This is a genomic window from Micromonospora sp. NPDC005299, assembly GCF_042872345.1.
Lineage (GTDB): Bacteria > Actinomycetota > Actinomycetes > Mycobacteriales > Micromonosporaceae > Micromonospora.
Genome location: NZ_JBIAKG010000010.1, coordinates 1 through 20948 on the forward strand (window position 1 = coordinate 1; position 20948 = coordinate 20948).

General features: G+C 67.6%; 19 protein-coding genes and 2 pseudogenes. 13 read left to right on the top strand and 8 right to left on the bottom strand.

Translation table 11 applies throughout. The features are described from left to right. From ACFYPD_RS25195 to ACFYPD_RS25210, 4 genes and pseudogenes are all read left to right on the top strand, one after another. Positions 1-358, top strand: a pseudogene (locus ACFYPD_RS25195) (short-chain dehydrogenase); the annotation flags it as partial. A 536-nt stretch (positions 359-894) separates the two neighbouring features. Beyond that, a pseudogene (locus ACFYPD_RS25200) lies at positions 895-1610 on the top strand (low temperature requirement protein A); the annotation flags it as partial. A 13-nt stretch (positions 1611-1623) separates the two neighbouring features. After that, positions 1624-2070, top strand: coding sequence for a low temperature requirement protein A (locus tag ACFYPD_RS25205; RefSeq protein WP_387118156.1), 447 nt, complete (start codon positions 1624-1626; stop codon positions 2068-2070). 251 nt (positions 2071-2321) lie between these two features. Then, a complete protein-coding gene (locus ACFYPD_RS25210) occupies positions 2322-3485 on the top strand; it encodes an aromatic acid exporter family protein (protein ID WP_387118159.1) in 1164 nt (387 codons plus the stop codon). Positions 3486-3523: 38 nt separating this feature from the next. Here the strand turns inward: ACFYPD_RS25210 and ACFYPD_RS25215 are convergent, their stop codons facing one another. Further along, the gene (locus tag ACFYPD_RS25215; protein WP_387118162.1) at positions 3524-4171 is read right to left on the bottom strand and encodes a TetR/AcrR family transcriptional regulator; all 648 of its coding nucleotides are present in this window, start codon (positions 4169-4171) and stop codon (positions 3524-3526) included. A 141-nt stretch (positions 4172-4312) separates the two neighbouring features. On the opposite strand from ACFYPD_RS25215, the gene ACFYPD_RS25220 reads away from it, so the two are divergent. The 5 genes from ACFYPD_RS25220 to ACFYPD_RS25240 are packed head-to-tail and all read left to right on the top strand — an operon-like array spanning position 4313 to position 10091. Continuing rightward, entirely contained in the window at positions 4313-5446 is a 1134-nt protein-coding gene (locus ACFYPD_RS25220) for a VOC family protein (protein WP_387118165.1), read from the top strand. Further along, on the top strand, positions 5443-6381 hold the full coding sequence (locus ACFYPD_RS25225) for a fumarylacetoacetate hydrolase family protein (protein WP_387118168.1): 939 nt from the start codon (positions 5443-5445) through the stop codon (positions 6379-6381). Before ACFYPD_RS25220 ends, ACFYPD_RS25225 begins: the two co-directional genes overlap by 4 nt. Next, positions 6378-8261, top strand: a complete 1884-nt coding sequence (locus tag ACFYPD_RS25230) for an acyl-CoA synthetase (protein WP_387118171.1) — start codon at positions 6378-6380, stop codon at positions 8259-8261. The genes ACFYPD_RS25225 and ACFYPD_RS25230 overlap by 4 nt, the downstream gene beginning before the upstream one ends. Next, entirely contained in the window at positions 8258-8605 is a 348-nt protein-coding gene (locus ACFYPD_RS25235) for a DoxX family protein (protein ID WP_387118173.1), read from the top strand. Before ACFYPD_RS25230 ends, ACFYPD_RS25235 begins: the two co-directional genes overlap by 4 nt. 4 nt (positions 8606-8609) lie before the next feature. Beyond that, the gene (locus tag ACFYPD_RS25240; RefSeq protein WP_387118176.1) at positions 8610-10091 is read left to right on the top strand and encodes a bifunctional 3-(3-hydroxy-phenyl)propionate/3-hydroxycinnamic acid hydroxylase; all 1482 of its coding nucleotides are present in this window, start codon (positions 8610-8612) and stop codon (positions 10089-10091) included. Positions 10092-10239: 148 nt separating this feature from the next. Here ACFYPD_RS25240 and ACFYPD_RS25245 read toward each other — a convergent pair whose 3' ends face one another. The 3 genes from ACFYPD_RS25245 to ACFYPD_RS25255 all read right to left on the bottom strand — a co-directional run bounded on the left by ACFYPD_RS25245 (position 10240) and on the right by ACFYPD_RS25255 (position 11994). Beyond that, positions 10240-10635, bottom strand: coding sequence for an MmcQ/YjbR family DNA-binding protein (locus tag ACFYPD_RS25245; RefSeq protein WP_387118179.1), 396 nt, complete (start codon positions 10633-10635; stop codon positions 10240-10242). A 123-nt stretch (positions 10636-10758) separates the two neighbouring features. Continuing rightward, positions 10759-11412 carry a nitroreductase family protein gene (locus tag ACFYPD_RS25250; RefSeq protein ID WP_387118182.1) on the bottom strand — a complete coding sequence of 218 codons (654 nt, stop codon included), beginning with the start codon at positions 11410-11412 and terminating at the stop codon, positions 10759-10761. A 39-nt stretch (positions 11413-11451) separates the two neighbouring features. Beyond that, positions 11452-11994, bottom strand: a complete 543-nt coding sequence (locus ACFYPD_RS25255) for a carboxymuconolactone decarboxylase family protein (RefSeq protein WP_387118185.1) — start codon at positions 11992-11994, stop codon at positions 11452-11454. 284 nt (positions 11995-12278) lie between these two features. Here ACFYPD_RS25255 and ACFYPD_RS25260 point away from each other — a divergent pair, with 284 nt between their 5' ends. After that, complete coding sequence (locus tag ACFYPD_RS25260) at positions 12279-12923, top strand: TetR/AcrR family transcriptional regulator (RefSeq protein ID WP_387118188.1); 645 nt, start codon at positions 12279-12281, stop codon at positions 12921-12923. A gap of 686 nt (positions 12924-13609) precedes the next feature. On the opposite strand, the gene ACFYPD_RS25265 is transcribed toward ACFYPD_RS25260, so the two are convergent. Together ACFYPD_RS25265 and ACFYPD_RS25270 are read right to left on the bottom strand one after the other, a co-directional pair. Beyond that, positions 13610-13987, bottom strand: coding sequence for a hypothetical protein (locus tag ACFYPD_RS25265; RefSeq protein ID WP_387118191.1), 378 nt, complete (start codon positions 13985-13987; stop codon positions 13610-13612). Further along, positions 13984-14763: a class I SAM-dependent methyltransferase gene (locus ACFYPD_RS25270; protein ID WP_387118193.1), complete on the bottom strand. Its 780-nt coding sequence runs from the start codon at positions 14761-14763 to the stop codon at positions 13984-13986. The genes ACFYPD_RS25265 and ACFYPD_RS25270 overlap by 4 nt, the downstream gene beginning before the upstream one ends. 412 nt (positions 14764-15175) lie before the next feature. Here ACFYPD_RS25270 and ACFYPD_RS25275 point away from each other — a divergent pair, with 412 nt between their 5' ends. Beyond that, entirely contained in the window at positions 15176-15691 is a 516-nt protein-coding gene (locus tag ACFYPD_RS25275; protein WP_387118196.1) for a DUF488 family protein, read from the top strand. On the opposite strand, the gene ACFYPD_RS25280 is transcribed toward ACFYPD_RS25275, so the two are convergent. Continuing rightward, the gene (locus tag ACFYPD_RS25280) at positions 15657-16499 is read right to left on the bottom strand and encodes a hypothetical protein (protein ID WP_387118199.1); all 843 of its coding nucleotides are present in this window, start codon (positions 16497-16499) and stop codon (positions 15657-15659) included. The genes ACFYPD_RS25275 and ACFYPD_RS25280 overlap by 35 nt on opposite strands. A 208-nt stretch (positions 16500-16707) precedes the next feature. Here ACFYPD_RS25280 and ACFYPD_RS25285 point away from each other — a divergent pair, with 208 nt between their 5' ends. Beyond that, positions 16708-17748: a DUF3644 domain-containing protein gene (locus ACFYPD_RS25285; RefSeq protein WP_387118203.1), complete on the top strand. Its 1041-nt coding sequence runs from the start codon at positions 16708-16710 to the stop codon at positions 17746-17748. 121 nt (positions 17749-17869) lie between these two features. Next, positions 17870-18328, top strand: a complete 459-nt coding sequence (locus ACFYPD_RS25290; protein ID WP_387118206.1) for a hypothetical protein — start codon at positions 17870-17872, stop codon at positions 18326-18328. A 223-nt stretch (positions 18329-18551) separates the two neighbouring features. Here ACFYPD_RS25290 and ACFYPD_RS25295 read toward each other — a convergent pair whose 3' ends face one another. Next, positions 18552-20900: a DEAD/DEAH box helicase family protein gene (locus ACFYPD_RS25295; RefSeq protein ID WP_387118213.1), complete on the bottom strand. Its 2349-nt coding sequence runs from the start codon at positions 20898-20900 to the stop codon at positions 18552-18554. Positions 20901-20948 lie beyond the last annotated feature (48 nt).

Sequence of the window (20948 nt, forward strand, 5' to 3'; positions counted from 1 at the left end):
GACCGCCCGCCGTAAGTACGTGGTGAACGTGTCGGCGATGGAGGGCCAGTTCGCCCGCGGCTACAAGGGGCCGGGGCACCCGCACACCAACATGGGCAAGGCCGCGCTGAACATGCTGACCCGGACCAGCGCCCAGGAGATGCTGGCCGACGGCATCCTGATGACCAGCGTCGACACCGGCTGGATCACCGACGAGCGGCCCCACCCGACGAAGATGCGGCTGGCGGACGCCGGCTTCCACGCCCCGCTGGACCTGGTCGACGGCGCGGCCCGGGTCTACGACCCGATCGTCCGCGGCGAACAGGGCGAAGACCTGTACGGCTGCTTCCTGAAGGACTACGCGCCCTGCGCCTGGTGATCAGCGCGCCCACCCCGCAGCCGGCCGCCCAGGCTCAGGCCGCGAATTCTTCGTCCACCATGAGGACATACGCAGAGCCAACGGTCGCGGCCCCCGAACCAACGAGCCTGCAATGGACGAGGCCCTCTGGCACAACGTCACGCGGGGGCCCGGTTCCTCGCCCGGCGACTGAAGGGCGCGGGACTCGAGCTTCAGTGGGCAGGGACCGCTCAGATCGTTCGAGCACGGCGAGGGCAACCTACTGCCCGCATCGCCGGACCTCCAGGCGAACTGCTGCTCTACCTCTTCGGCCGACAGAGGGCAGCACATGTCGAGGTCAGCGGAACCAACGCGGCGATTGAAGCCGTGCAACGCGCACGATTCGGCATGTGACAGGAATCCCGACCTTGGTCAAGGTGTCGGCGGAGATCGGGAACGGCAGGTTTGTCGCCTCCCGCCGCGGATACTCCGCCTCGTGTTTTCTGGCCCGAGGCGTGGGATGGCCGACGCAGGCGGACGCCGTGCGCGCCTCCGGCGGCGAACCCGACTGATGACGGATGGGTGAGCCAGGCGGCGAGCGGCTCGTACCCGAGGGAACCAGTTGGCGCCGGGCAACCATCCTCGAGCTGTTCTTCGATCTCGTCTTCGTCTTCGCGCTCAATCGGATCAGCTTGCGGCTCCTCGAGAACTTCCACTCCGGGGGGCTCGGGTTCAGTGAGTTCGCTGGGACTCTTTTGCTGTTTCTGGGGCTCTGGTTCATGTGGCAGACCACTGCCGCGTTGACCAGCCGAGTGCATCCGGATTCGCGGCCCGGTCAGTTCATCGTGTTCTCCTCGATGGCCGGTGCCACCGTCATGGCGGTTGCGGTGCCGCAGGGGTTCGAGAGCGGGCTCTGGTCTTCGCCGGCGCCTGGGTTGTGGTCCGGCTCAGCCGTCTGTTGGTTTACCTCTTGGCCAGGCAGGTGCGGACCGGCGAGTCCTCACTGCCGGGGTTGCTGTCGCTCGGCGGGAGCACGGTGCCGTGGATCGCGGGGGCGTTGGTGCACGACCCGCTTCTGCGGGGCGGGCTCTGGGCACTTGCGCTGGCCATCGAGTTTCCCGGGTTCGTGGTCGGCTTCAGCCGATGGGCCGGCAAACAGGTCGCGGGAGAGCACCCGGCCGAACGGTTGCAGCAGATTTTCCTGATCAGCTTGGGTGAGGCCGTCTTCGTGTCCGGCCGAGCGTTCTCCGACAGCGACCTCGCTGTCCCGCACGGAGTGGGGTTCGCGCTGGCCTTCATCGGCATCGTTGCAGCTGTGGCGCATCTACTTCTACCGGGCCGGCCTGGTCCTACCCCTGGCCATCACCGCCGCCCAGGATCCGACTCGGCAGTCCGTGGCGGCCGCCCTGACCCATCTGATCATGATCTCCGGTGTGGTCCTCGCTGGTGCCGGCTTCGAGCTGTACATCATCGAGCCCACCGGCCGGCCGGAACCGAATTGGCTCGTTGCCATCCTCGGTGGTCCCGCGCTCTTCCTGCTTGGGCGGGCACCGTTCGAACTGCAGGTTTTCGGTCGGATCTCCCGCTCGCGGTTGGTCGGTCTCCTCGCCTTCGGTCTGCTGGTCCCGGCCGCGTGGCCAGCGCCTCCGCTGGTCGCCGGTGCCGGTGCCACTGTCGTGCTGGCCGGAATTGCCGTCGCGGATGCGCGGCGCGCCCACGGGCGGGCACCCGCGCCACCCACCCCGCTGATGTGACACCCGAGGTAGGCGCACGAAGCCATTCGTCGGCCTACCCAAGGCAGTCGCCGCGCTGCGGTCGAAGGGGTGAGTCACCGCGAGGGCTTGCGTCCGTTGATATCTGAACGCCTGTCCGGCAGCGACAGCGGTCGGCCCTCGCCGAACGGTCGATGTCAGGCGAGGACCCGAGAGGACGCACCCGGACTCGTTCGCGGGGAGAAGGGGTCGGAGGTTTGTGTGGGGAGGGCGGGGGTGGGGTAACCCCCGCCGTGGCTGCTGACCGAGGAGACCTGTCTCGCCGCGACGCCGCTGCCGAGCATGCCAAGGGCCTGGCGGTCAAGGTTCGGCGCAGCGGTGCTGAGGGGGGCAGGCTCCGGCTGCGGCTGTTCGAGATCATCCTGCTGGTCGCTGTTCAGTGTGGGCTCGCCGCCGCGCTGTCGTGGTGGTTGGCGCATGAGGTCCTGGGTCGCCCTGCGCCGGTCTTCGCGCCCAGCGCGGCCGTGGGCACGATCGTCGGCGCTCTCGGTCAGCGCGCGCGACGTACCGCCGAGCTGTTGCTGGGGGTCGGGCTCGGCCTCCTGGTCAGTGATCTTCTCGTGCGTCTCGTCGGCTTCGGTTTCTGGCAGATCGGCCTGGTGGTGGCGCTGTCCATCGCTGTCGCCCTCACGATGACCGGACGCAGTGGTGCCCTGGTAGCTCAGGCCGGCGGTACCGCTGTGCTGATCGCCACGTTCGCTCAGGCCGAGCAGGGCCTCGAGTGGGCGAGGATCGTCGACGCCGGAGTGGGCGGCCTCGTCGGGCTGGTGGTGGTGGCGTTGCTGCTACCGGTCAACCCCATGCGCATCCTCGACCGCGCCACCGCACCGGTCGTCGCAACGCTCCGTACGCAGCTCAGGGAGGTTGCCCACGCACTCGCGGAGCGTGACCCGGACCGCGCGATGCGCGCGCTGGATCAGTTCGGCGCCATGGAACCCGACCTCGAGCGGATGCACGAGGCCCTGGGCGGTGCCGAGGAGGTGGTGACCATCGCACCGGCGCGCTGGCGGCGCCGGATCGATGTCGAGCACTACCGGCGCGGCATCCAGCACATCGATCGGGTGGCCCTCGGGTGCCTGACGCTGGCCCGCTGGGCCGCGACGACGCTGCAGTACGACGAGCCGGTGCCGGAGGAACTCCCCTGTGCCGTGGAGAGGCTCGCCGAGGCGATTCATCTGCTGGCGCAGGAGGCACGGGCAGGTCGGCCGTTCGAACAGACCCGCAACGCGGTATCGGACGGCGCGTGCCTGGCCGGCCGGGCCTACCACAAGGGCCGCAAGCCGTTCTCAGACGCCATCGTGGTCCAGCTCCGCACGGTGGCGAGCGACCTGCTCCGGGCGACCGGCTGTGAGCCGGAGGCGGCCAACCGGATGGTGCGCGAGGCCGCCATCTCCTAGCGTCGGTCGCCGTTCAACCCGGACGGCCGGACACTGGTCTACGGGCGAACGCCGTCGAGGTCGGGCAGCGGGCGTTGGCAGATCGCGTGGGCGTCCCGTGGCGTCAGGCCGAGCATGCGCAGCAGGTCCTCGGTGACCTGGTCGGTCGCCCCGGCGTCGTCACGCTCCGGGTGGTCGTGCAGCAGTTGCCCGAGGCACAGCGCGGCGCCGGCCACGGTCACCATTGCCAGCTCGGGGTCGCCGACGCTGAACCGGCCGGCGCGGACGCCCTCTTCGATGTCGCGCCGGGCTCGCGGCGCGAGTCCCTTGTCCGAGCCGACAAGCGCCAGGCCGTTGTTGAGCAGGACCCTGCTCAGCTCGGGACTGCGGCGGTGGAGGCGTCCGGTCAGCCGGAAGCTCTGGGCAAAGACATGGGCCGGGTCCTCCAGGCCCACGGTCAGCTCGTCGAGCAGGGCGCCGTAGCGCTCCAGAGCGTCCTCCACCGCGGCCTCGAACAGCTGCTCCCTGCTGTCGAAATGGTTGTAGAACGACCCCATCCCCACGTCCGCGGCCTGAGTGAGCTCAAGGATCGGAACGTTGAGCTTCCCGGCCGCGAGGAAGGTCTGGGCCGCGTGCACGAGCGCGGAGCGGGTGCGCGCCTTGCGCCGTTCCAGGCGGTTCGGGACGTCCCTGATCTGCTGCGCCATGTCTGCTCGATCACCTCTTCCAGGTCGCTCTGCACCCACCTTAACCCGCCGATCTTCAGTCATGACGGATTCGTCATCCCACCTTGACTGACGCTACTCTCGTAAGTGACGATTTCGTCATCACCTTGAAAGGAGCGGGACATGATCGACGGGCAGGACCCGCACACGGGTCTGCACAGCGAGCAGGGCGCTCGGCCGGGCGAGCACCCGGGGCGGGCGCGCAACCCGATCGTCAAGGTGCACGACCTGGCCTGGCTGGAGTTCCACAAGCCCGATCTGGAGCGGGCCGAGGTGTTCGCCCGGGCCTTCGGCTTCACGACCTCGCTGCGTACGCACGACGAGCTGCACCTGCGCGGCACCGACCCCGGTTCGCCCTGCGTGCTCATCCGCCGGGCCCCCCGGTCGCGGTTCATCGGCCCCGCCTTCCGGGCTGCCGACCCGAAGGACGTGCTGCGCCTCGCGGAGGCGAGCGGGAGGACGATCGCCTCCCTGCCGGAGAGCCTCGGCGGGGTGGCGGTGAATCTGGTCGACCCGACCGGGACCCGCGTACGCGTCGTCGCGGACACCGACGAGCTTCGCGCGCTGCCTCCGCAGCAGCCACTGACCTTCAACATCGGGCACGACGTGGCGCGGGTGAACGTCGCCCAGCGGCCGGCGCGGGAGCCGGCCAAGGTCCAGCGCCTCGGCCACGTCGTACTGCAGACGACCCGATACCTGGAGACGCTCGACTGGTACCTCCAGCACCTAGGCCTGATCGTCAGCGATTTCCTCTACCACGAGGGACAGCGCGAACGCGGCCCGGTCATGAGCTTCATCCGCTGCGACCGCGGCAGCACGCCCACCGACCATCACACGCTCGCGATGACCCTCGGCCCGGCCAACCGGTACGTGCACTCGGCCTACCAGGTACCCGACCTCGACTCCCTGGCCGTCGGCGGGGAGCACCTGCTCGACCGGGGCTACCAGCGATCCTGGGGAATCGGCCGGCACATCCAGGGCAGCCAGATCTTCGACTACTGGCGCGACCCCGACGGCTTCCTGGTCGAGCACTTCACCGACGGCGATCTGTTCGACTGCACCCTCGAGCCGGGCTGGGCACCGATGACCGCCTCCGGACTCGCCCAGTGGGGTCCGCCCGCCACCAAGGACTTCCTCGGCATGAAACCCGGCCGGGAAACACTCCGCGAACTGCGCGCGGTCATCGGCGCGCTGCGCGAGGACAACGAATTCGACCTCCACCGCCTGCGCGGCCTGATGAAAGCGTTCAACTCATGAGCACCTCCGTCCTGCGCACCGCCGACGCCTGGTGGGTGCTCACCCCCACCGGCGCGGCCAAGGTGCACACCACCGCCACCACCACCGCCGAACTGCTGGCCGACCAGCCGGCGATCGCCGCGGCCGCGACGAGCAGCGACACCGTCGCGATCGAGGACCTTGCGCTGGTCTCCCCCGTGACGGCGCCCTGCCGCGTCGTCGCCCAGATGACGAACTTCGCCTCCCACGTCAAGGACACCAACGGCAACCCCGAAACCGTCCCCCTGACGTTCTTCCGAAAGACCTCGGGCTCGATCAGCGGGCCGTTCGCCGACGTGGTCCGCCCCGCCCACGTCCGCCTCTTGGACTACGAGGTGGAGATCGGGCTGGTCTTCGGCCGCGAGATGCCGGTCGGCACCGCGGTCACCGAGGACAACCTCGCCGACTACGTCGCGGGCCTCGTGGTCACCAACGACATCTCGGCACGCGACGTCCAGCTCCCCAAGACCCAGTTCTACGAGGCCAAGTCCTACCCGACCTTCACCCCGGTCGGCCCCGCGCTGGTGCTGCTCGACGCCGACGAGCTGAAGCGGTTCACCGACCTGCGGCTGAAGCTGTGGGTCAACGGCGAGCTCCGGCAGAACATGACCGTCGCCGACATGATCTACCGGCCGGTGCAGGCGCTGCAGGCGTTGAGCCGCTTCCAGCGGGTCGATCCGGGTGACCTGCTGCTGACCGGCACGCCCGTCGGGACGGCCCTGAGCGCGCCGCCGAAGCCGATCGCCTTCGTAGCCGCGCTGCTGCCGCCCGCGGTGCGATGGAAGATGTTCTTCAAGGGGCAGGCTCGCAACCCCCGCTACCTCGCCGACGGCGACGTCGTCGAGGCAACGATCGCCACGGACGACGCCGCGATCGATCTCGGTCGGCAGCGCACGGTCGTGCGGTACGCCCGATGACCGGGCCCCTGCTGTGGCCGGACTACGCCACGCCCGATGACCTGGCCGCGATCGAGGCAGTTCCGCTTGCGGCCCGGGGTCTGCCCGAATCGACGTACGCGCTGCTCGCGCGAGCGGCCAGCCGCTGGCCGGACCGAACGGCGCTCACCGTGCTGCCGGACGCCGTGCGCTGGCGCGAGCCGCTGCGCCGTACCTTCGCCGAACTGCTGGCGGACGTCCACCGGTATGCGAACCTCTTCCACGATTTCGGGGTGCGGCGGGGTGAAGCGGTCGCCCTCATGTCACCCAACTGTGTCGAGCTGATCACCGCGACGCTGGCCGCGCAGCTCGCCGGGGTCGCGGCGCCCCTGGGCGCGGGCCTGTCGCTGCCACACCTCGCCGAACTTCTCCGGCGATCCGGTGCCCGCGTGCTGGTCACGGCCGGGCCGGAGCTCGCGCCCGACACCTGGGACACCGCGCAGGCGCTCGCCCGCGGCGGTCTGCTCGACGCGATCCTCGTGCTCCGGCCTACCGGCGCGGCGGGTACGCCGGAGCCGCTGCCCGCGGTCGACGGCGTGCGGATCGGCTACCTCGGCGAGCTTGCGGCCGTCGGGGACCCGTCGGCCTTCTGCGGTGACCTGCCCCAATCCGGTGACCTGGCCGCGATGTTCCACACCGGCGGCACCACCGGGGCCCCCAATCTGGCCGCGCACACGCACGCCAACGAGGTCGCCGACGCGTGGATGCTGGCCGCCAGCGCGCTGTTCGACCAGGAGACGGTGGTCTTCGCGGCGCTTCCGCTGTTCCACGTGAACGCGCTCGTGGTCACCCTGCTCGCGCCAATGTTCAAGGGGCAGCCCGTGGTGTGGGCCGGTCCGCTCGGCTACCGCGACCCTGCCCTGTACGGCCAGTTCTGGAAGATCGTCGAGCACTACCGGATCGGCGCCATGAGCGCCGTACCCACGGTGTACGCAACCTTGGCGCAGTCCCCGGTTGACGCCGACCTCAGCAGCCTGCGGTGTCCGATGGTAGGGGCGGCGCCGCTACCCGCCGCGGTCCGGGACAGCTTCCAGGCCCACACCGGGGCAACCCTGGTCGAGGGCTACGGGCTCACCGAAGGAACCTGTGCGAGCGCGCGGAGCTTTCCCGACCTGGCGCGGCGGGGCTCGGTCGGGCAGCGCCTGCCCTACCAGCGGATGCGGGTGGTCGCGGCGGACGGAACCTGGGCGGAGGTACCCGCCGGGGAGACGGGCCTGCTCGCGATCAGCGGTCCGACGGTGTTCCCCGGCTACGTGACCGACCGCGACGAGAACGGCCCGGTCCTGGACGGCCTGGGCAAGCTGGTCGACGGCTGGCTGGACACCGGCGACCTCGCCCGCATCGACGAGGACGGCTTCGTCTACCTCGCCGGCCGGGCCAAGGACCTCATCATCCGCGGCGGGCACAACATCGACCCCGCCACCGTCGAGGACGCGCTGCTGACCCACCCGCGGGTCACCGCGGCCAGCGCGGTCGGACGCCCCGACGTCCACGCCGGCGAGGTACCCGTCGCCTACGTCACCCTCGCTCCCGGCGCCACGGTCACCGAGGAGGAGCTGAACGCCTGGGCACGCGAGCGGGTTCCCGACCGCGCCGCCGCGCCCAGGACCGTCACGATCCTCGATGAGCTGCCCGTCACCGCCGTGGGCAAACTCTACAAACCCGCCCTGCGGGCGGACGCCGTCCGCAGGGAACTCGCCGCCGCGCTCGATCAGATCGCCGACGTGCACGACATCGAGGCCACGTTCGAGGGCAGCTCCATCGTGGCCACCGTCAACGTTCACTCCTTTACCCAGGAGGCAGCCGTCAGGGCGATCCTGGGCCGTTATGCCATTGAATGGCGATTGGTGGTTATCTCATGACGCTCGCTGCGGCCATCCTCGCGGTGCTGCTCGCGCTGGTCTTCCTCGCCCTGGGCACCGCCAAGATTCGGGCCTTGCAACCGATGCGTGAGCTGGCCGCCGAGGCCGGTTTCTCCGTCGCCGCCTATCGGCGCATCGGCCTGCTCGAGGTCGCCGGCGCGGTCGGACTGCTCATCGGCCTGGTCGAGCCGCTGATCGGTGCCCTCGCCGGTGCCGGGCTGTTGCTGCTGCTCGCCGGGGCTGTCGTCGTACACCTGCGCAAGGGCGACGGCCCGCGCAAGTACGCCCCGGCCGTCATCTGTGGACTCCTCATTGCCGCCTACCTCATCCTTCACCTGTGGTGACACAATGAGCCGACCCGCCGTAGTGATCGTCGGCGCAGGCCCCACGGGGCTGACCGCCGCGACGCTGCTCGCCCAGTACGACATCGAGTGTCTGATACTCGACCGGTGGGGGTCGATCTATCCTCAGCCCCGTGCGGTCGCCCTCGATGACGAGGTCCACCGCATCCTGGCGCGCCTCGGGCTCCGGGACGAGTTCGCCGCCATCTCCCGGCCACACAAGGGGCTGCGCCTCCTCGACCGGAGCATGCGGGTGCTCGCCGAGTTCCAGCGGGACACGGCGCAGGGCCGGCACGGGTACCCCCAGGGGAGCATGTTCGACCAGCCGGAGCTCGAGGGGATCCTTCGCCAGAACCTCAAGCGGTACGGCGCCGTCACCCTACGGGGCAACAGCGAGGTCACCGCGGTGGCGCAGGAGGCCGGCGGCGTGCGGGTCGACTTCACTGACACCGTCACCGACGAGCGTGGGTCCGTCCGCGCCGCGTACGTCCTGGGCTGCGACGGTGCCAAGAGCCTGACCCGAGCGGCGATCGGCGCCAGCATGCGGGACCTGAGGTTCACGCAACGCTGGCTCGTCGTCGACGTGGCCACCGAGGCCGAACTCGGGCAATGGGAGGGCGTGCACCAGCTCGCCGACCCGGCCCGCGCCGGCACCTACATGCGGGTCGGGAGGACTCGCTACCGCTGGGAGTTCCAGCTGGCGCCCGGCGAGACCGCCGATGACTACCACGACATGGCCCGGCTGCATCCGTTGATCTCGCGGTGGACCGGACAGATCCCGGTCGCGGAGCTGGAGATTGTCCGCGCGGCGGAGTACACCTTCCGCGCGCAGGTCACCGACCGGTGGCGCGACCGGCGGGTGTTCCTGCTCGGTGACGCCGCCCACCTCACCCCACCGTTCATCGGCCAAGGCATGGGAGCCGGGCTGCGCGACGCGATGAACCTCGCCTGGAAACTCGCCGGCGTGCTCGACGGGGCCCTGCCCGAAACCGTGCTCGACACCTACGAGATCGAACGGAAACACCACGCCCGAGCCATGATCAGGATGGCAAAGCTGATTGGCGCCGCGATGACAGCCGGCGGTGAGGTGGGCAACCTGGTCCGCCGCGCGGTGGCACCACGGGTTCACCTCGTACCCGGCCTCAACGAACTGGCTACAGACAGCCAGACGCCCCCGCTGCGCCGGTCCGACCTGGTGCTTCGGCCACGGCTGCGCCGCACCCTCGCCGGGCGGCTGTGCCCGAACGCGATCCTCGACGGCGACCGCCGATTCGACGACGTGGCCGCGGGCCGATTCGCAGTCGTCACATCCCACGATCCGTCTGCCGCCGAACGAGCCGACATCGAACGGCGTGGAGCAGTTCTCATCACGGTGGAACCCGGCAGTCAGCTACACCAATGGCTGAAGGCAGGTCGGGCGCGGGTGGCCGTCGTCCGCCCCGACGGCGCCGTCCTCAGTGCCGGCCGCCGGCTGCCCGCCTGTCACTGACACGCACCGCGGTATCGGTCGCAATGGTCGCGAGAGCGACCAGCCGGAGGCCTTCTCTTCCCCGGCCACGTAAGGGCGCCATGCGCCGGTGCGGGCGCTGCTCGGATGAGGGGCAACAGCGCTCTGGGCGCGGTCGGCGTCAGCGTGATCAGTCGGCGGAGGGCGGGACGCCGAACCAAGCGGGATTGACGGGACGGCTCTGCTTCGGCAGGCCGGCAACGACGAGGAGGTACGACTCGGTCACGAGATTGTCGACAAGCACGGGCTCGACGTCCGCACCCGCCCGCACCGTGATCCAGTGCTTCTTGTTCATGTGGTATCCGGGCGAGATGCTCGCGTGAGCTGCGCGGTACGCCTCCGCGTCGGTTGGATCCGCTTTCAGGATCACGACGGGCTCGCCGGGCATGGACGTCTGCAGCATGAACACCTTGCCGCCGACTTTCCATACCTCCCAGTCGCCGGTGAACTGGTGTGTGTGCTCGGAGCCGGGAAGCTCGGCGGCGCGGGCCGCGGCTCGATCCTGCACTGCCTTATCAATCTGCATTTTGACCTCCTCGAGGTCCTTAGGGGGGTCGATTGCCCGGAGTCCGTCGAGGAGGTGCGGACGCCGGTCAACCGAGTCGAAGTGAACGGGGCTGGCACCGCGGTCCGATGTCCGCCCCGTCCGTCACATGTGCGTGAAGATCTTCTCCGCGTCGAACCGCGAGACCGGCTGGCGGGAGACCCGAGCCTCGTCGGGGTAGCCGAGCACCATAAGCAGCGTGGTCGTGTAGTCGGTGTCGGTCAGGTCGAAGGCCGCGTCCACGGTCGTGCGGTCGAAGCCCTCGAGCGGCGTCGCGTCCACCCCGAGGGATGCGGCGGCCATCATCGTGGCGCCGACGACGAGGTAGGTGTTCTTCTCAAGCCAGTGGAGCACGTTCCCGCCATAGTTCTCCGTCTGGATCTCCACGAAGTTGGAGGCGCCCGCCTCCCATCCCTTCTGGATCTCCGGGTCGGCGAAGCGCCCGTCGGCGCGCTCCTTCTCGAAGATCTCCTGCAGGTGCGTGTCGGGGATGTCCTTGCGCGTCGTGAAGACGATGGCGTGCGACGCGTTGCGCACCTTCTCCGCGTTGTCTGCGAAGCGGCCGACCAGTGCGTCCGCGAGCTTGTCCTTGCCATCCTGCGTCTCCAGCACGTGGAAACGGTTCGGCTGGATGTTGATCGTCGTCGGCGAGGTGCGCAGGTAACGCAGCAGCTGCTGGAACGTCTCCTCCGGGATCCTCTTGCTCGGGTCGAAGTAGCGGGTGAGGTGCTTCGTGATCAGCTTGTCGAGGTTCAACATCGTGCTTTCCTTCGTTTGAACGGCGGGTGGAGAGGAAAGTCAGGCCGACTGGTGGTCGGCGCCGGGGACGTCGACGACGGTGTCGCTGACGTTGTTGAGGTAGTTCGTGAGCAGGGTGACGACCACGATCGTGACGATCGCCTGGATCTCCGGGTCGATATACCCGACCTCGCGGATCGCTACGAGGTCCTCGTCGCTGACCTGGCCACGCGTCTCGATCACGCGCTGCGCGAACTTCGCGACGGCGGCGCGCTTCGGGTCGCTGGACGTGCCCATGCGGGCGAGCTCAATCTCCTCCGCCGACATACCGCCGAGGTTCGACGAGATGAAACCGTGGAGTGCCTGGCAGTAGTGGCAGCCGTTCGACTGAGAGACCGCGAGGGCGATCGTGTGGCGCGTCTTCGCGTCCAGGAGCTTCGCGATGCTGCCCTGCAGGCCCATCACGATCTCGAGCACGGTCGGGTTCGCGGCGAGCGTGGTGAACATGCTGGGCGCGAAGCCGAACTGCTTCGCGATGGCGTCGAGCGCGCCCTGCGTCTTCGCGTCGATGTCGGCGCGCGCGGGAGCGGTCAGGCGAGACATGGTGATGAACCTCCGGGTGCCCTTACTGGACTATTTAGTCCACTCGCTTGAGTGAACACCATCAAAAGTGGGTTTCCAAGCCCAGTTTGTGTAACGTTGATTACATGCAGGGAAACAACGGGGCGGAGGCAGCCCAGAAGCTCACTCCCAAGGGCCAAACCACGCGCGAGCGAACACTGGCGCACACGGCCCCCGCATGACGTCACTGGACTATTTCGTCCACTCGCTTGAGTGAACACGATCGAAAATGGGTTTCCAAGCCCAGTTTGTGTAACGTTGATTACATGCAGGGAAACAACGGGGCGGAGGCAGCCCAGAAGCTCACTCCCAAGGGCCAGGCCACGCGCGAGCGAATACTGGAGCACGCGGCGGCGTTGATCTACGACAAAGGGGTCCACGCAACCAACAACGAGCTCGTCCGCCGCGCTGCAGGCGTGAGTGGATCGCAGCTGAGTCACTACTTCCCCACCAAGGAGAGCCTCGTCCTGGCGGTCATTGACTGGCAGGCCGACAGCGTCCTCGGCTTCCATCGCAGCGAACGGTTTGCCAGCTTCGACACCGTCGAGGCGTTCCAGGACTGGGCGGACTTCTACGTCCTCTCGGGGCGTCCGTTCGAGGACGGCTGCAGCCTCGGCTCGCTCGCGAGCCAGATCGTCAAGACCGATCTCGACGTACACGACCGGCTCGCGGAGGTGTTCGCGCAGTGGCGCGAGATCTTCCGCGTCGGGCTCGATCGCATGCGGCGACTCGGCCGCATCGACGCGTCCGCCGACCCCGCGCGGCTCGCCGACATGTTCCTCGCGGCGTATCAAGGCGGCATGCTCCTCGCTCAGGTCGCCCGGGACATCGGACCCCTGCAGGACGCGCTCTCTGCGGCGGTTGACCATCTGCGAACGTTCGTGACGTCTGACGACCAGCACATAGGCTGACCCGGCGCATCCGAGCCTCGGGTTTCGGAGCGCGGAAGTAGGTCTGGCGAACTGGTAAGACGACCATGTCGGGCGACGCGAAAGGGCGTCCGCTCTGTTAGCAGAATGAGACGGCTCGCCGACATCCAGCCTCACGAATTCATGGGCCCGATGGCGTGATGGCTGATTGCCGACCCTGACGTAAAGGAGGTGCCGTCCTACCTGGAATGATCTGGATTGCCTAGATCAAGAATCTTCCAGAAGGGCGGCACCTAGCAGGTAAAGCGCACGACATAGACCAGGTTGCGCATGAAGGGCCGCTGCCGGCCAGCCGGCCACGGTCGGCGTGCCCGGCCGAGCGGTGACCGCCACCATGAAACTTTCCGACGGCACACGCTTCCCCCACCGCTACGGCTGCCTGCACCACGGCCGGGTGGTGCAGTGCGTCGCGGTCTTGACTCGCTCGAAAGAGAACACCGCCGCGTGGTTCGAAAAGGCGATCAGCACAACTGGAGAGGGGCTGCGTGCCTTAGGACCTCCCTGGGGACGGGGCGCGCTGGCGGGCAGCGGCGGCAACCCCGGCCAGCAGTGTCGTCTGCCAAATGTGTTGAGGCATGATCGAGCTCCTGAGCTGGGGTGCCTCTGCTCGCGAGTTGTGACACCAGCGGCTCGTGAGTTTTGACTCCATTGATCGGTTCGGCCGTTGATCAATCTCCGCGAGTTTTGACCGCACTTCCATCCGCTGTCGCGGGTTGGTCCGGGTCGGCGGCGGTTTGCAGGCGCAGTCGGGTGAGCGCGAGCATGTCGATCAGCCAGCCAGGGCCGCCGGTGACACCGTGGACGCGCAGAACTGCATCGAGTTCGCGGTGGACCGCCGGGCTGGCGCTGCCGAACCGGCAAACGGTGGCCGGGTCGAGCTCGGCGTCGAAGACGGTGCGGCAGTCGTTGACCAGCCGGCGCTGGTGCAGCGACAGGCCCCGCACCCGCCCGGCGTCGACGCGCATGGTGGTGAAGTGGCCGTAGTTGTAGAGCGGCAGCCGGGCCAGCTCGTCGGCCGCCACGCTCCTGCCGTCGAGTTCCATCATGGTTTGACGGCGCGGGTCGCGAAGTAGCCGGGCAGCCAGCCCGCGGAGGCGTCCGAGTGGTGCGGTGCCTCCTCGAACCCGGTGATGACGAAGCCCGCGGCGAGCTGGCCACCGAGCTGCTCGGCCATGCTGTGGCTGTATTCCAGCGGCGCGTCCGCGCCGAAGAGCCGCTCGCGTTCCTCGGCCGGTACGTGCGTGACGTCGCTGTACGGCAGCTTGTGCCGGACCACCAGCTCGCCGCGCTGGTCCAGCGCCTCGTGGTCGAACAGGTAGACGTCCGGGTTTAGGAAGCCGCACAGCAGCGCCCCACCCGGTCGCAGCACCCGGAAGGACTCCCGCCACACCGGGGCGAGCTCGGGGATGAACAGGTTCGAGACCGGGTTGAAGACGAGGTCGAACGAGGAGTCGGCGAACGCGGACAGGTCGCGCATGTCGCCGAGCATCGTCCGCAGCGGCAGGTTGTCGCGCTGGGCGACCAGCTCGTCCTGCTCGAGCTGGCGCGGCGAGTTGTCCAGCACGGTGACCCGGGCCCCGGCCGCGGCGAGCGTCGGCCCCTGCTGGCCGCCGCCGGAGGCCAGGCACAGCACGTCCGCGCCGGCCAGGTCGGCGGGGAACCAGGAGCGGTCTACGGGTTGATAGCCGATGAGCACGACCGACCAGTCACCGGCCCGCGCCCTGGCGACCGTCTCCGCGGAGATCGGCCGCGACCACTCGTTGCCCTGGTCGACCTGCCGGTCCCAGGCCACGCGGTTGTGCGCCACTGGATCAACACCCATCCGCCCACGCTATCCCGCGCCCCGGCAGTGCCCGTGCGGGCGCCCTGATCATGATCCTCCTTGATCTAGTAGGGGCAAATTCGGCAACAGGTGATCACTAGTGCTCCGGCCGGCCGTAGCTGCGCGACCCAGCCCCGCCCCGGCCGTCGGCTTTCATGCGGCCACAGAACGCCCGCGGCTTCGCCCTCTGTGTGCGCGGCCGTGACCGTCGTTCAGCGTGCCACACGTTGCCGCGGCTGGCTCTCGCTCGTAGCCCGGCAGCATCTCCCGGTCAGCTCGAACTCCCCTCTTCCCCATCCCTCCCAAGCCTCACGGAGGTGTGGACACGAGCGGCGAGCCGTGCAAGATGAGCCGATGTGAGAGTAAACGCTACTTCCGAGCCTTGCGCGCCTTAGCTCACTGGTGTTCGCTTATGCGCCTGACCTCTTCTGAATTATGGAAGGCTAGGGCCGTGACGCTAGTGCCTGATACCAGGGAAGCAGGACTGGTTGGTGTGGGCTATCAGGGCCTGACAGCGGACGAGCTGGTAGAGGTTCTTGTGGCCATGGGAGTCTCACGGCTCGTCGATGTCCGCCTTAACCCAGTCTCGCGGAAGCCAGGGCTCAGCAAGGCTGCCCTGGGGCGCGCCCTGGCCGAGGTCGGGATTGACTACCAGCATCGGCGCGAGCTTGGCAACCCAAAGGACAACCGCGCCGGCTTCGCCGGCCCCCCGGCCGACCTCGCGGTGGCACGCTCAACTTTTCAGCAGCGACTCAGCTGCCCCGAGGCGGATAAGGCCCTACAAGACCTAGCCTCGGCCGGCCGAACTCACCTAGTTGCATTGTTGTGCTACGAGGCAGATCAGCAACGATGCCACCGAGACGTTGTGCTTCGAGAAGCACACAAACGCGCCCCTACCTCTTGGGCCAGTACACACCAAGAACGCTAAACACGTGCGCCCGCTTCGCTTGGTTGCCCACGTAAAAGGCAACGTCACGGTCCGGAGCGCATAGTTGCCCCAAAAACTTGTCTACTAGGGCTTGCCGTGCTGCTTCTTCAGGCAGAGCGGCTAGTCGGTTCCTTTGGAATGCTACAAACTCCCAGTCAAGCAAGCCTTGCCTGTGTCCGCCGCAGCGGCGATCACCGCACCGATATCGGTAGAATCCCTTGAAGCGTGGTGGCTCTAGTGGAGTTCGTTCCTGGGTGCTGAGCAGGTCGAGCTGACGCACATACATGTCTATCTTGTGCTGCTCGTCGCGGCTCCACCCGGGATGTTCCTCGATCTCAAGCTTGCTTATGTCCTGCGGTCGCACGAGCGCCAGGGATTGAGCGTTTGCGTTAGCGCGTGCATTTCGGTTGAGGCGGCACATCGAGTCTTCAACGAAGGGCTCTAGCCATGTTCGTCGCGGCTCCCAAGGCTTGAGATGCCCCTCGGTCTTTATGGTCGCCATTATGGGCTTCCAGCTTTCCCTACGCTGATCTTCCCTGGCGGGCCTCGCGTCGACGCTGATAACGTCGTATTTCTTGAACTTGCCTTCACTCTCAAGTTCTCTGAAGTTGATCGGATAAAGCCGAAGCCAGCCCCGCCGCTGATAGTCCGTACTTAACCCCGCTACGCACACCGTCTCGCCATACCGTTCCGATGGATTAGGTGCCGCCTTAACCGTGACGATCAGTTTCAGTCGCACGAGCTCATCAGATGCCGGCTTGGGGTCGGGGCCAGCTTCCTTGGGGCCAAAGAAGGACATTTGAGTCATGTGCGCCACCACGCTGGTCGCTCAGAGTTACCGTCTCCTGCATGTGGAGTGACAGCTAACCACGCGAGCGTCCGAATCGGAAGGTCGGCGAGGGTTCGTGACCCTGCAAGCCAGACACATCAAGCATTTCACCCGCGTGCGGTCGTCAGCCTTAGAACGGTTGATCGAATAGGTTCGCTGCACCTAACCCGCGCTGTAGCATGCACTTATGGCTCCTCGTCCACGATGGTGGCACCAACTACAGGCCGCAAGGCAGGAGGCCATCCTTGCTGTCGACCTCTATAACCGGTCTGGTCACGAGCGCCAGCTCGAAGCGTTCATCGTGCACATGTCGATCGCTTGGCTCAAGATGCTTCAAGCCAAGTATGACCGAGACAAGATAGACTTTTATGTGCGCAACTCGAAGGGTCATCGACAGCGCACCCGGGATGGGGACTGGGTTACCAAGCCGCTACATCAAATGATGACTGAACAATTCGACGAACGCGATCCCCGGCGGGTCAACCTCGAATTCTTCATCGGTCTTCGCAACAAGATTGAGCATCGACATGAGCGGGACATTGCTACCCTGATTTCGGGCAGAACCCAAGCGTTCATGTTGAATTTCGAGAAGACACTGGTATCCGAGTTCGGCAACGAGGAATCGCTGGGCGGGTTTCTTCGATTTCCCCTGTTCATTTCGTCGATCACAGACGATGCCGTCGAGGCGTTGAAGGCAGTTCGCAAGAGAGTGCCAAGGGGCATCGCAGAGTACATCCAAGACTTTGACGCCTCATTGGAGCCAGAGCTTAGCGACCATCCAAGCTATGACTTCCGAGTATATCTAGTGCCTAAGACCGGAGGTAAATCCACTGCGGACGCCGCGATGAGCTTCGTTCGGATGGAGGACTTGGACACAGGGCAACTCGCCCTGATGGACAAAGTGCAGACGATTATTCGCGATAAGGAGGTGCCAGTATCAGACCTCAAGGGCCTCCTTCCGCGAGAAGTTGCCAAACAGGTTGCGCAACTGCTGGGCTTCCCGTTTAGCGTGAATGACCACAGCTTGGCTTGGAAGTTCTACCAAGCTCGCCCTCCAGAGGGTGACTCCCATCCGGAACGAACCAAAAGCCAGTTCTGCACGTACAATCGAGCCTTCAAGCGTTACGTCTACAGCGAGGCTTGGGTCAAGTATTTGGCCCGCCACTTGTCTGACGCGGATACTTACAAGAGCGTAATTGGTCGCGAGCAGCCGAGCGCTGGACAGTAGCGAGGAGAAGCCTTCCCTCCCCCACGCGCTGCCGGGTTGCCCTCCGAGTGCCGGTCCTTCCGCGGAAACAGTTAGAACGCTTGTACGATGACGGAGTGGGCAAGGATCTGGTGTCGCGCTGGTGGAACGGCACTGCGACCCGCTCGACACCTGGCTGGCCTCCGCCTTCACACCCCACCGGCTACAACAGACGATCACCGCGATGGCCGACGCCCCGCCCCTGGAGCATCCACCCGCGCTTGCCACGGCAGCCCAGGCGATCATCACGGACTGCGACACCAAGCTGGAGCGGTACCGCGCCGCCCTCGACGCCGGTGCAGACCCCACGGTGGTCACCGGCTGGATCACGCAGACCCAGGCCGAACGCGCTCGAGCCGAAGCTGATCTTCACACGCAGCCGGGCACCGGCCCGCGCCGGATGAGCCGAACGGAGATCTCGAACCTCGTGCGAGCGCTCGGCGCCATCGCCGGAGTGCTTCGCGACGCCGACTCCGCCGACAAGCCGAGGTCTACCGGCGACTCAGCCTGCGACTCACTTACGAGGCTGAAACGCAAACGGTGCGCGCTTCAGTGGAACTAAGCGCGCACCGTGGGGTAAAGGTTTGTGTCCGAGGGGGGAGCTGAACCCCCACGATCCGCATCTATGCGCACTCTGAGTGCGCATGCGCTGATACTACATGCCTTGGCTGCGGTAACGGGGACAGCGTGGCGGTTGCAGGCCGGCCTGTCGCCGCCCGGGCCTACGTCGTGCAGTACGGGCGCGCGGCGGAGGGTGGTGGCGAGGTCGAGGGGGTCCGGTGCGCTCACGCCTTGGAGAAGCCAAGTGCTCGGTATCCGGGCATACGGCGTTGAAGTGAGGCGGCGAGGATGGGGGCGGCCGGGTCGTGGTAGTCGTGGACCTCGGCGGCGTCCTTGCCGGGTGCCGTCCGGATCACGCGCCCGGCGCACTGGATGAGCAGCCCGTCGTACGAGATCGGGCCGGCGAGGAAGAGGGTGTCGAGCGCTGGGGCGTCGAAGCCTTCGCCGATGAACGGTGTCGTGCCGATGACGAGGAGGCCATCACCGGCCTTGGCTTCGCCAAGTCGGTCGACGGCGGTTCGCCGGTCGATGGCGCTCATCGCTCCTTGAAGTACGAGCGCCTGATGTCCACGCGCCGCGAGCATCGCGGTAAGGGCGTCGACGTGAGCGACCCGCCGGGTGAGGACGAGACAGTTGCGCCCGCGCGTGAGGGCTGCGGCGACATCGTCGGCGATCTGGGAGTTGCGCGTCTGGTCGAGGGCCAGGCATCGGTGGATCTCGGCGAGTGCGCCCGGTGCGTTCAGGTCCACGTCGCCGGTACGAAACGCGGTCTCGTGGACGTGCAGCAGTCGTCGTGGTCCGGCATCAACCGCCATCGCGGCCGCGATGGTGCCCTGCTCCTCGTCGGTCATGGTGTGCCGGATAGGGCCGACCTGCCAGATGACGAGCTGGCCGAGCCCGTCACGCCGGACGGGCGTCGCGGTGAGCCCGAGCCAGAACTGCGCGGCGATCCGTTTGACCGAGTGCTCGTACGCCGCGGCCGCGAGGTGGTGGCACTCGTCGACGATGACGTGCCCGTACCCCTGGGTGAGTGTGGCGATGTCGTCGCGCCTGGCGAGGGAGGGCAGCAGCGCGATGTCCACCGCTCCGGTGAGCTTGCGCCGGCCGCCGCCGAGCTGGCCGGGCCGGATGCCGAGGAACTGTTCGAGGCGGGCACGCCACTGGTCGGCCAATGCTTTGCGGTCGACGAGCACCAGGGTGGAGGTGCCGCGCTCGGCGATCACAGCGCAGGCCATGACGGTCTTGCCGGAACCGGGTGGGGCGACGAGCACCCCGTCGTCGTGGGCGAGGAGTGCACCGACTGCGGTGCTCTGCCTGGCGGTGAGTTCGGCGGTGAACGGGGCGTCGATTTCGCGGCCCGGGTTTCGCCCGTCGGTGACGGCCAGCCTCGATCCGGCGTGTTCGACGATCGCGGCGATCGTGTGGCGCAGGCCGCGCGGTAGTACCAGACGATCGTCGAGGGTGAGGTCGTAGCCGCGGATGAATCGTGGGGTGTCCCAGGTCGACTTGCGTAGTCGTTGCAGTTCGTAGAATTTCGGGTTGGCCATGGCGGCGGCGTGCTTGAACGTCGCCAGCGCGGCCGGGGTGAGTTGCGCGGCGTCGAGGCTCAGCCCGGCACCGGCTTCCGCGTGCACCACCGGTGGCAGCGCAGGGTTTACTCGAGTGGCATCGGACCGGCTCATCGCGGCGACGTCCGCGCCGGTGGTGGCACGCTTCGCCTGCCCGGCGATGCGTTCCGCGTCGCTGGGGCTGAGCCGGTCCAGCGTCGACAGGAACGCCCACTGGTCGGCGTACGGCTCGAGCGTGCCGAGATCGAGGAACGTCGTCAGCCCGTCCCTGCGGCGCCGGCCCTGCAACGGCGCGGCGATGAGGTTGCCGAAGCCGCCCTCGGGAAGGACGTCCTGGTTGGGAAACAGCCGATCGTACGACCGCAGGTCCATCGACCCGCGCAGCACCATCGCCTCGTGCAGCAGGGCGGTTCCGACGGCCCGCGCCGTCGTCGCCGGGACCACACCGGCGAAGAAGACCCACACGTGTGCGCCGCGACCGGACTGGGAGATCTCCAATGCCGCCGGCACAGCGGTGGCCCGCGCCGCCTTGACGTAGGCCAGGGCGTCGAGCATCGCCGTCGGCCCGTCAAAGTCCGCCACCAAGAAGTGGCAGGTATTGCCAGGCAGCAGCGGGTACAGCCCCATGAACACGTCTCCGACGAGATGAGCGGCGACGACCTGCCCCGTACGGGGCAGGTAGGTAGCGCCGCGCCGGTCCATCCCCTTACGCCAGCCGCCGGCGACGGCCGGCATCCACCCGGCAGCGCCGGTGCGGGCGTTCTCCCACCGCACGGCATACACGTCGACGCGGGCCCGGAACCGGTCGGCGAACAGCGCCAGCTTGTCCGCCACCGGTGAGGCCATCGTGACCAACCCCGGCGCAGCGACCGGCGCGGACAGCTGCTCCGGCGCCGGAGCCGTGTCCTGACCACGCAGTTCGAGCAGCCGTGACAGCCGGGCGTTCTCCGCCCGTAACCGCTGCAGCTCGCGGCGAAGACCCTCGAACTCGTCCACAGAACCCACCGGCCCATCCTCGGGTATCGGGCTCCGAACACCTCGGCACGGGTCCGT

Bases quoted from the DNA above. Each gene is read 5' to 3' on its own strand.
- ACFYPD_RS25215 (WP_387118162.1), bottom strand. From the start codon at position 4,171: ATGGCGCAGCAGATCAGGGACGTCCCGAACCGCCTGGAACGGCGCAAG.
- ACFYPD_RS25220 (WP_387118165.1), top strand. From the start codon at position 4,313: ATGATCGACGGGCAGGACCCGCACACGGGTCTGCACAGCGAGCAGGGC.
- ACFYPD_RS25225 (WP_387118168.1), top strand. From the start codon at position 5,443: ATGAGCACCTCCGTCCTGCGCACCGCCGACGCCTGGTGGGTGCTCACC.
- ACFYPD_RS25230 (WP_387118171.1), top strand. From the start codon at position 6,378: ATGACCGGGCCCCTGCTGTGGCCGGACTACGCCACGCCCGATGACCTG.
- ACFYPD_RS25235 (WP_387118173.1), top strand. From the start codon at position 8,258: ATGACGCTCGCTGCGGCCATCCTCGCGGTGCTGCTCGCGCTGGTCTTC.
- ACFYPD_RS25240 (WP_387118176.1), top strand. From the start codon at position 8,610: ATGAGCCGACCCGCCGTAGTGATCGTCGGCGCAGGCCCCACGGGGCTG.
- ACFYPD_RS25245 (WP_387118179.1), bottom strand. From the start codon at position 10,635: ATGCAGATTGATAAGGCAGTGCAGGATCGAGCCGCGGCCCGCGCCGCC.
- ACFYPD_RS25250 (WP_387118182.1), bottom strand. From the start codon at position 11,412: ATGTTGAACCTCGACAAGCTGATCACGAAGCACCTCACCCGCTACTTC.
- ACFYPD_RS25255 (WP_387118185.1), bottom strand. From the start codon at position 11,994: ATGTCTCGCCTGACCGCTCCCGCGCGCGCCGACATCGACGCGAAGACG.
- ACFYPD_RS25260 (WP_387118188.1), top strand. From the start codon at position 12,279: ATGCAGGGAAACAACGGGGCGGAGGCAGCCCAGAAGCTCACTCCCAAG.
- ACFYPD_RS25265 (WP_387118191.1), bottom strand. From the start codon at position 13,987: ATGATGGAACTCGACGGCAGGAGCGTGGCGGCCGACGAGCTGGCCCGG.
- ACFYPD_RS25270 (WP_387118193.1), bottom strand. From the start codon at position 14,763: ATGGGTGTTGATCCAGTGGCGCACAACCGCGTGGCCTGGGACCGGCAG.
- ACFYPD_RS25275 (WP_387118196.1), top strand. From the start codon at position 15,176: ATGCGCCTGACCTCTTCTGAATTATGGAAGGCTAGGGCCGTGACGCTA.
- ACFYPD_RS25280 (WP_387118199.1), bottom strand. From the start codon at position 16,499: ATGACTCAAATGTCCTTCTTTGGCCCCAAGGAAGCTGGCCCCGACCCC.
- ACFYPD_RS25285 (WP_387118203.1), top strand. From the start codon at position 16,708: ATGGCTCCTCGTCCACGATGGTGGCACCAACTACAGGCCGCAAGGCAG.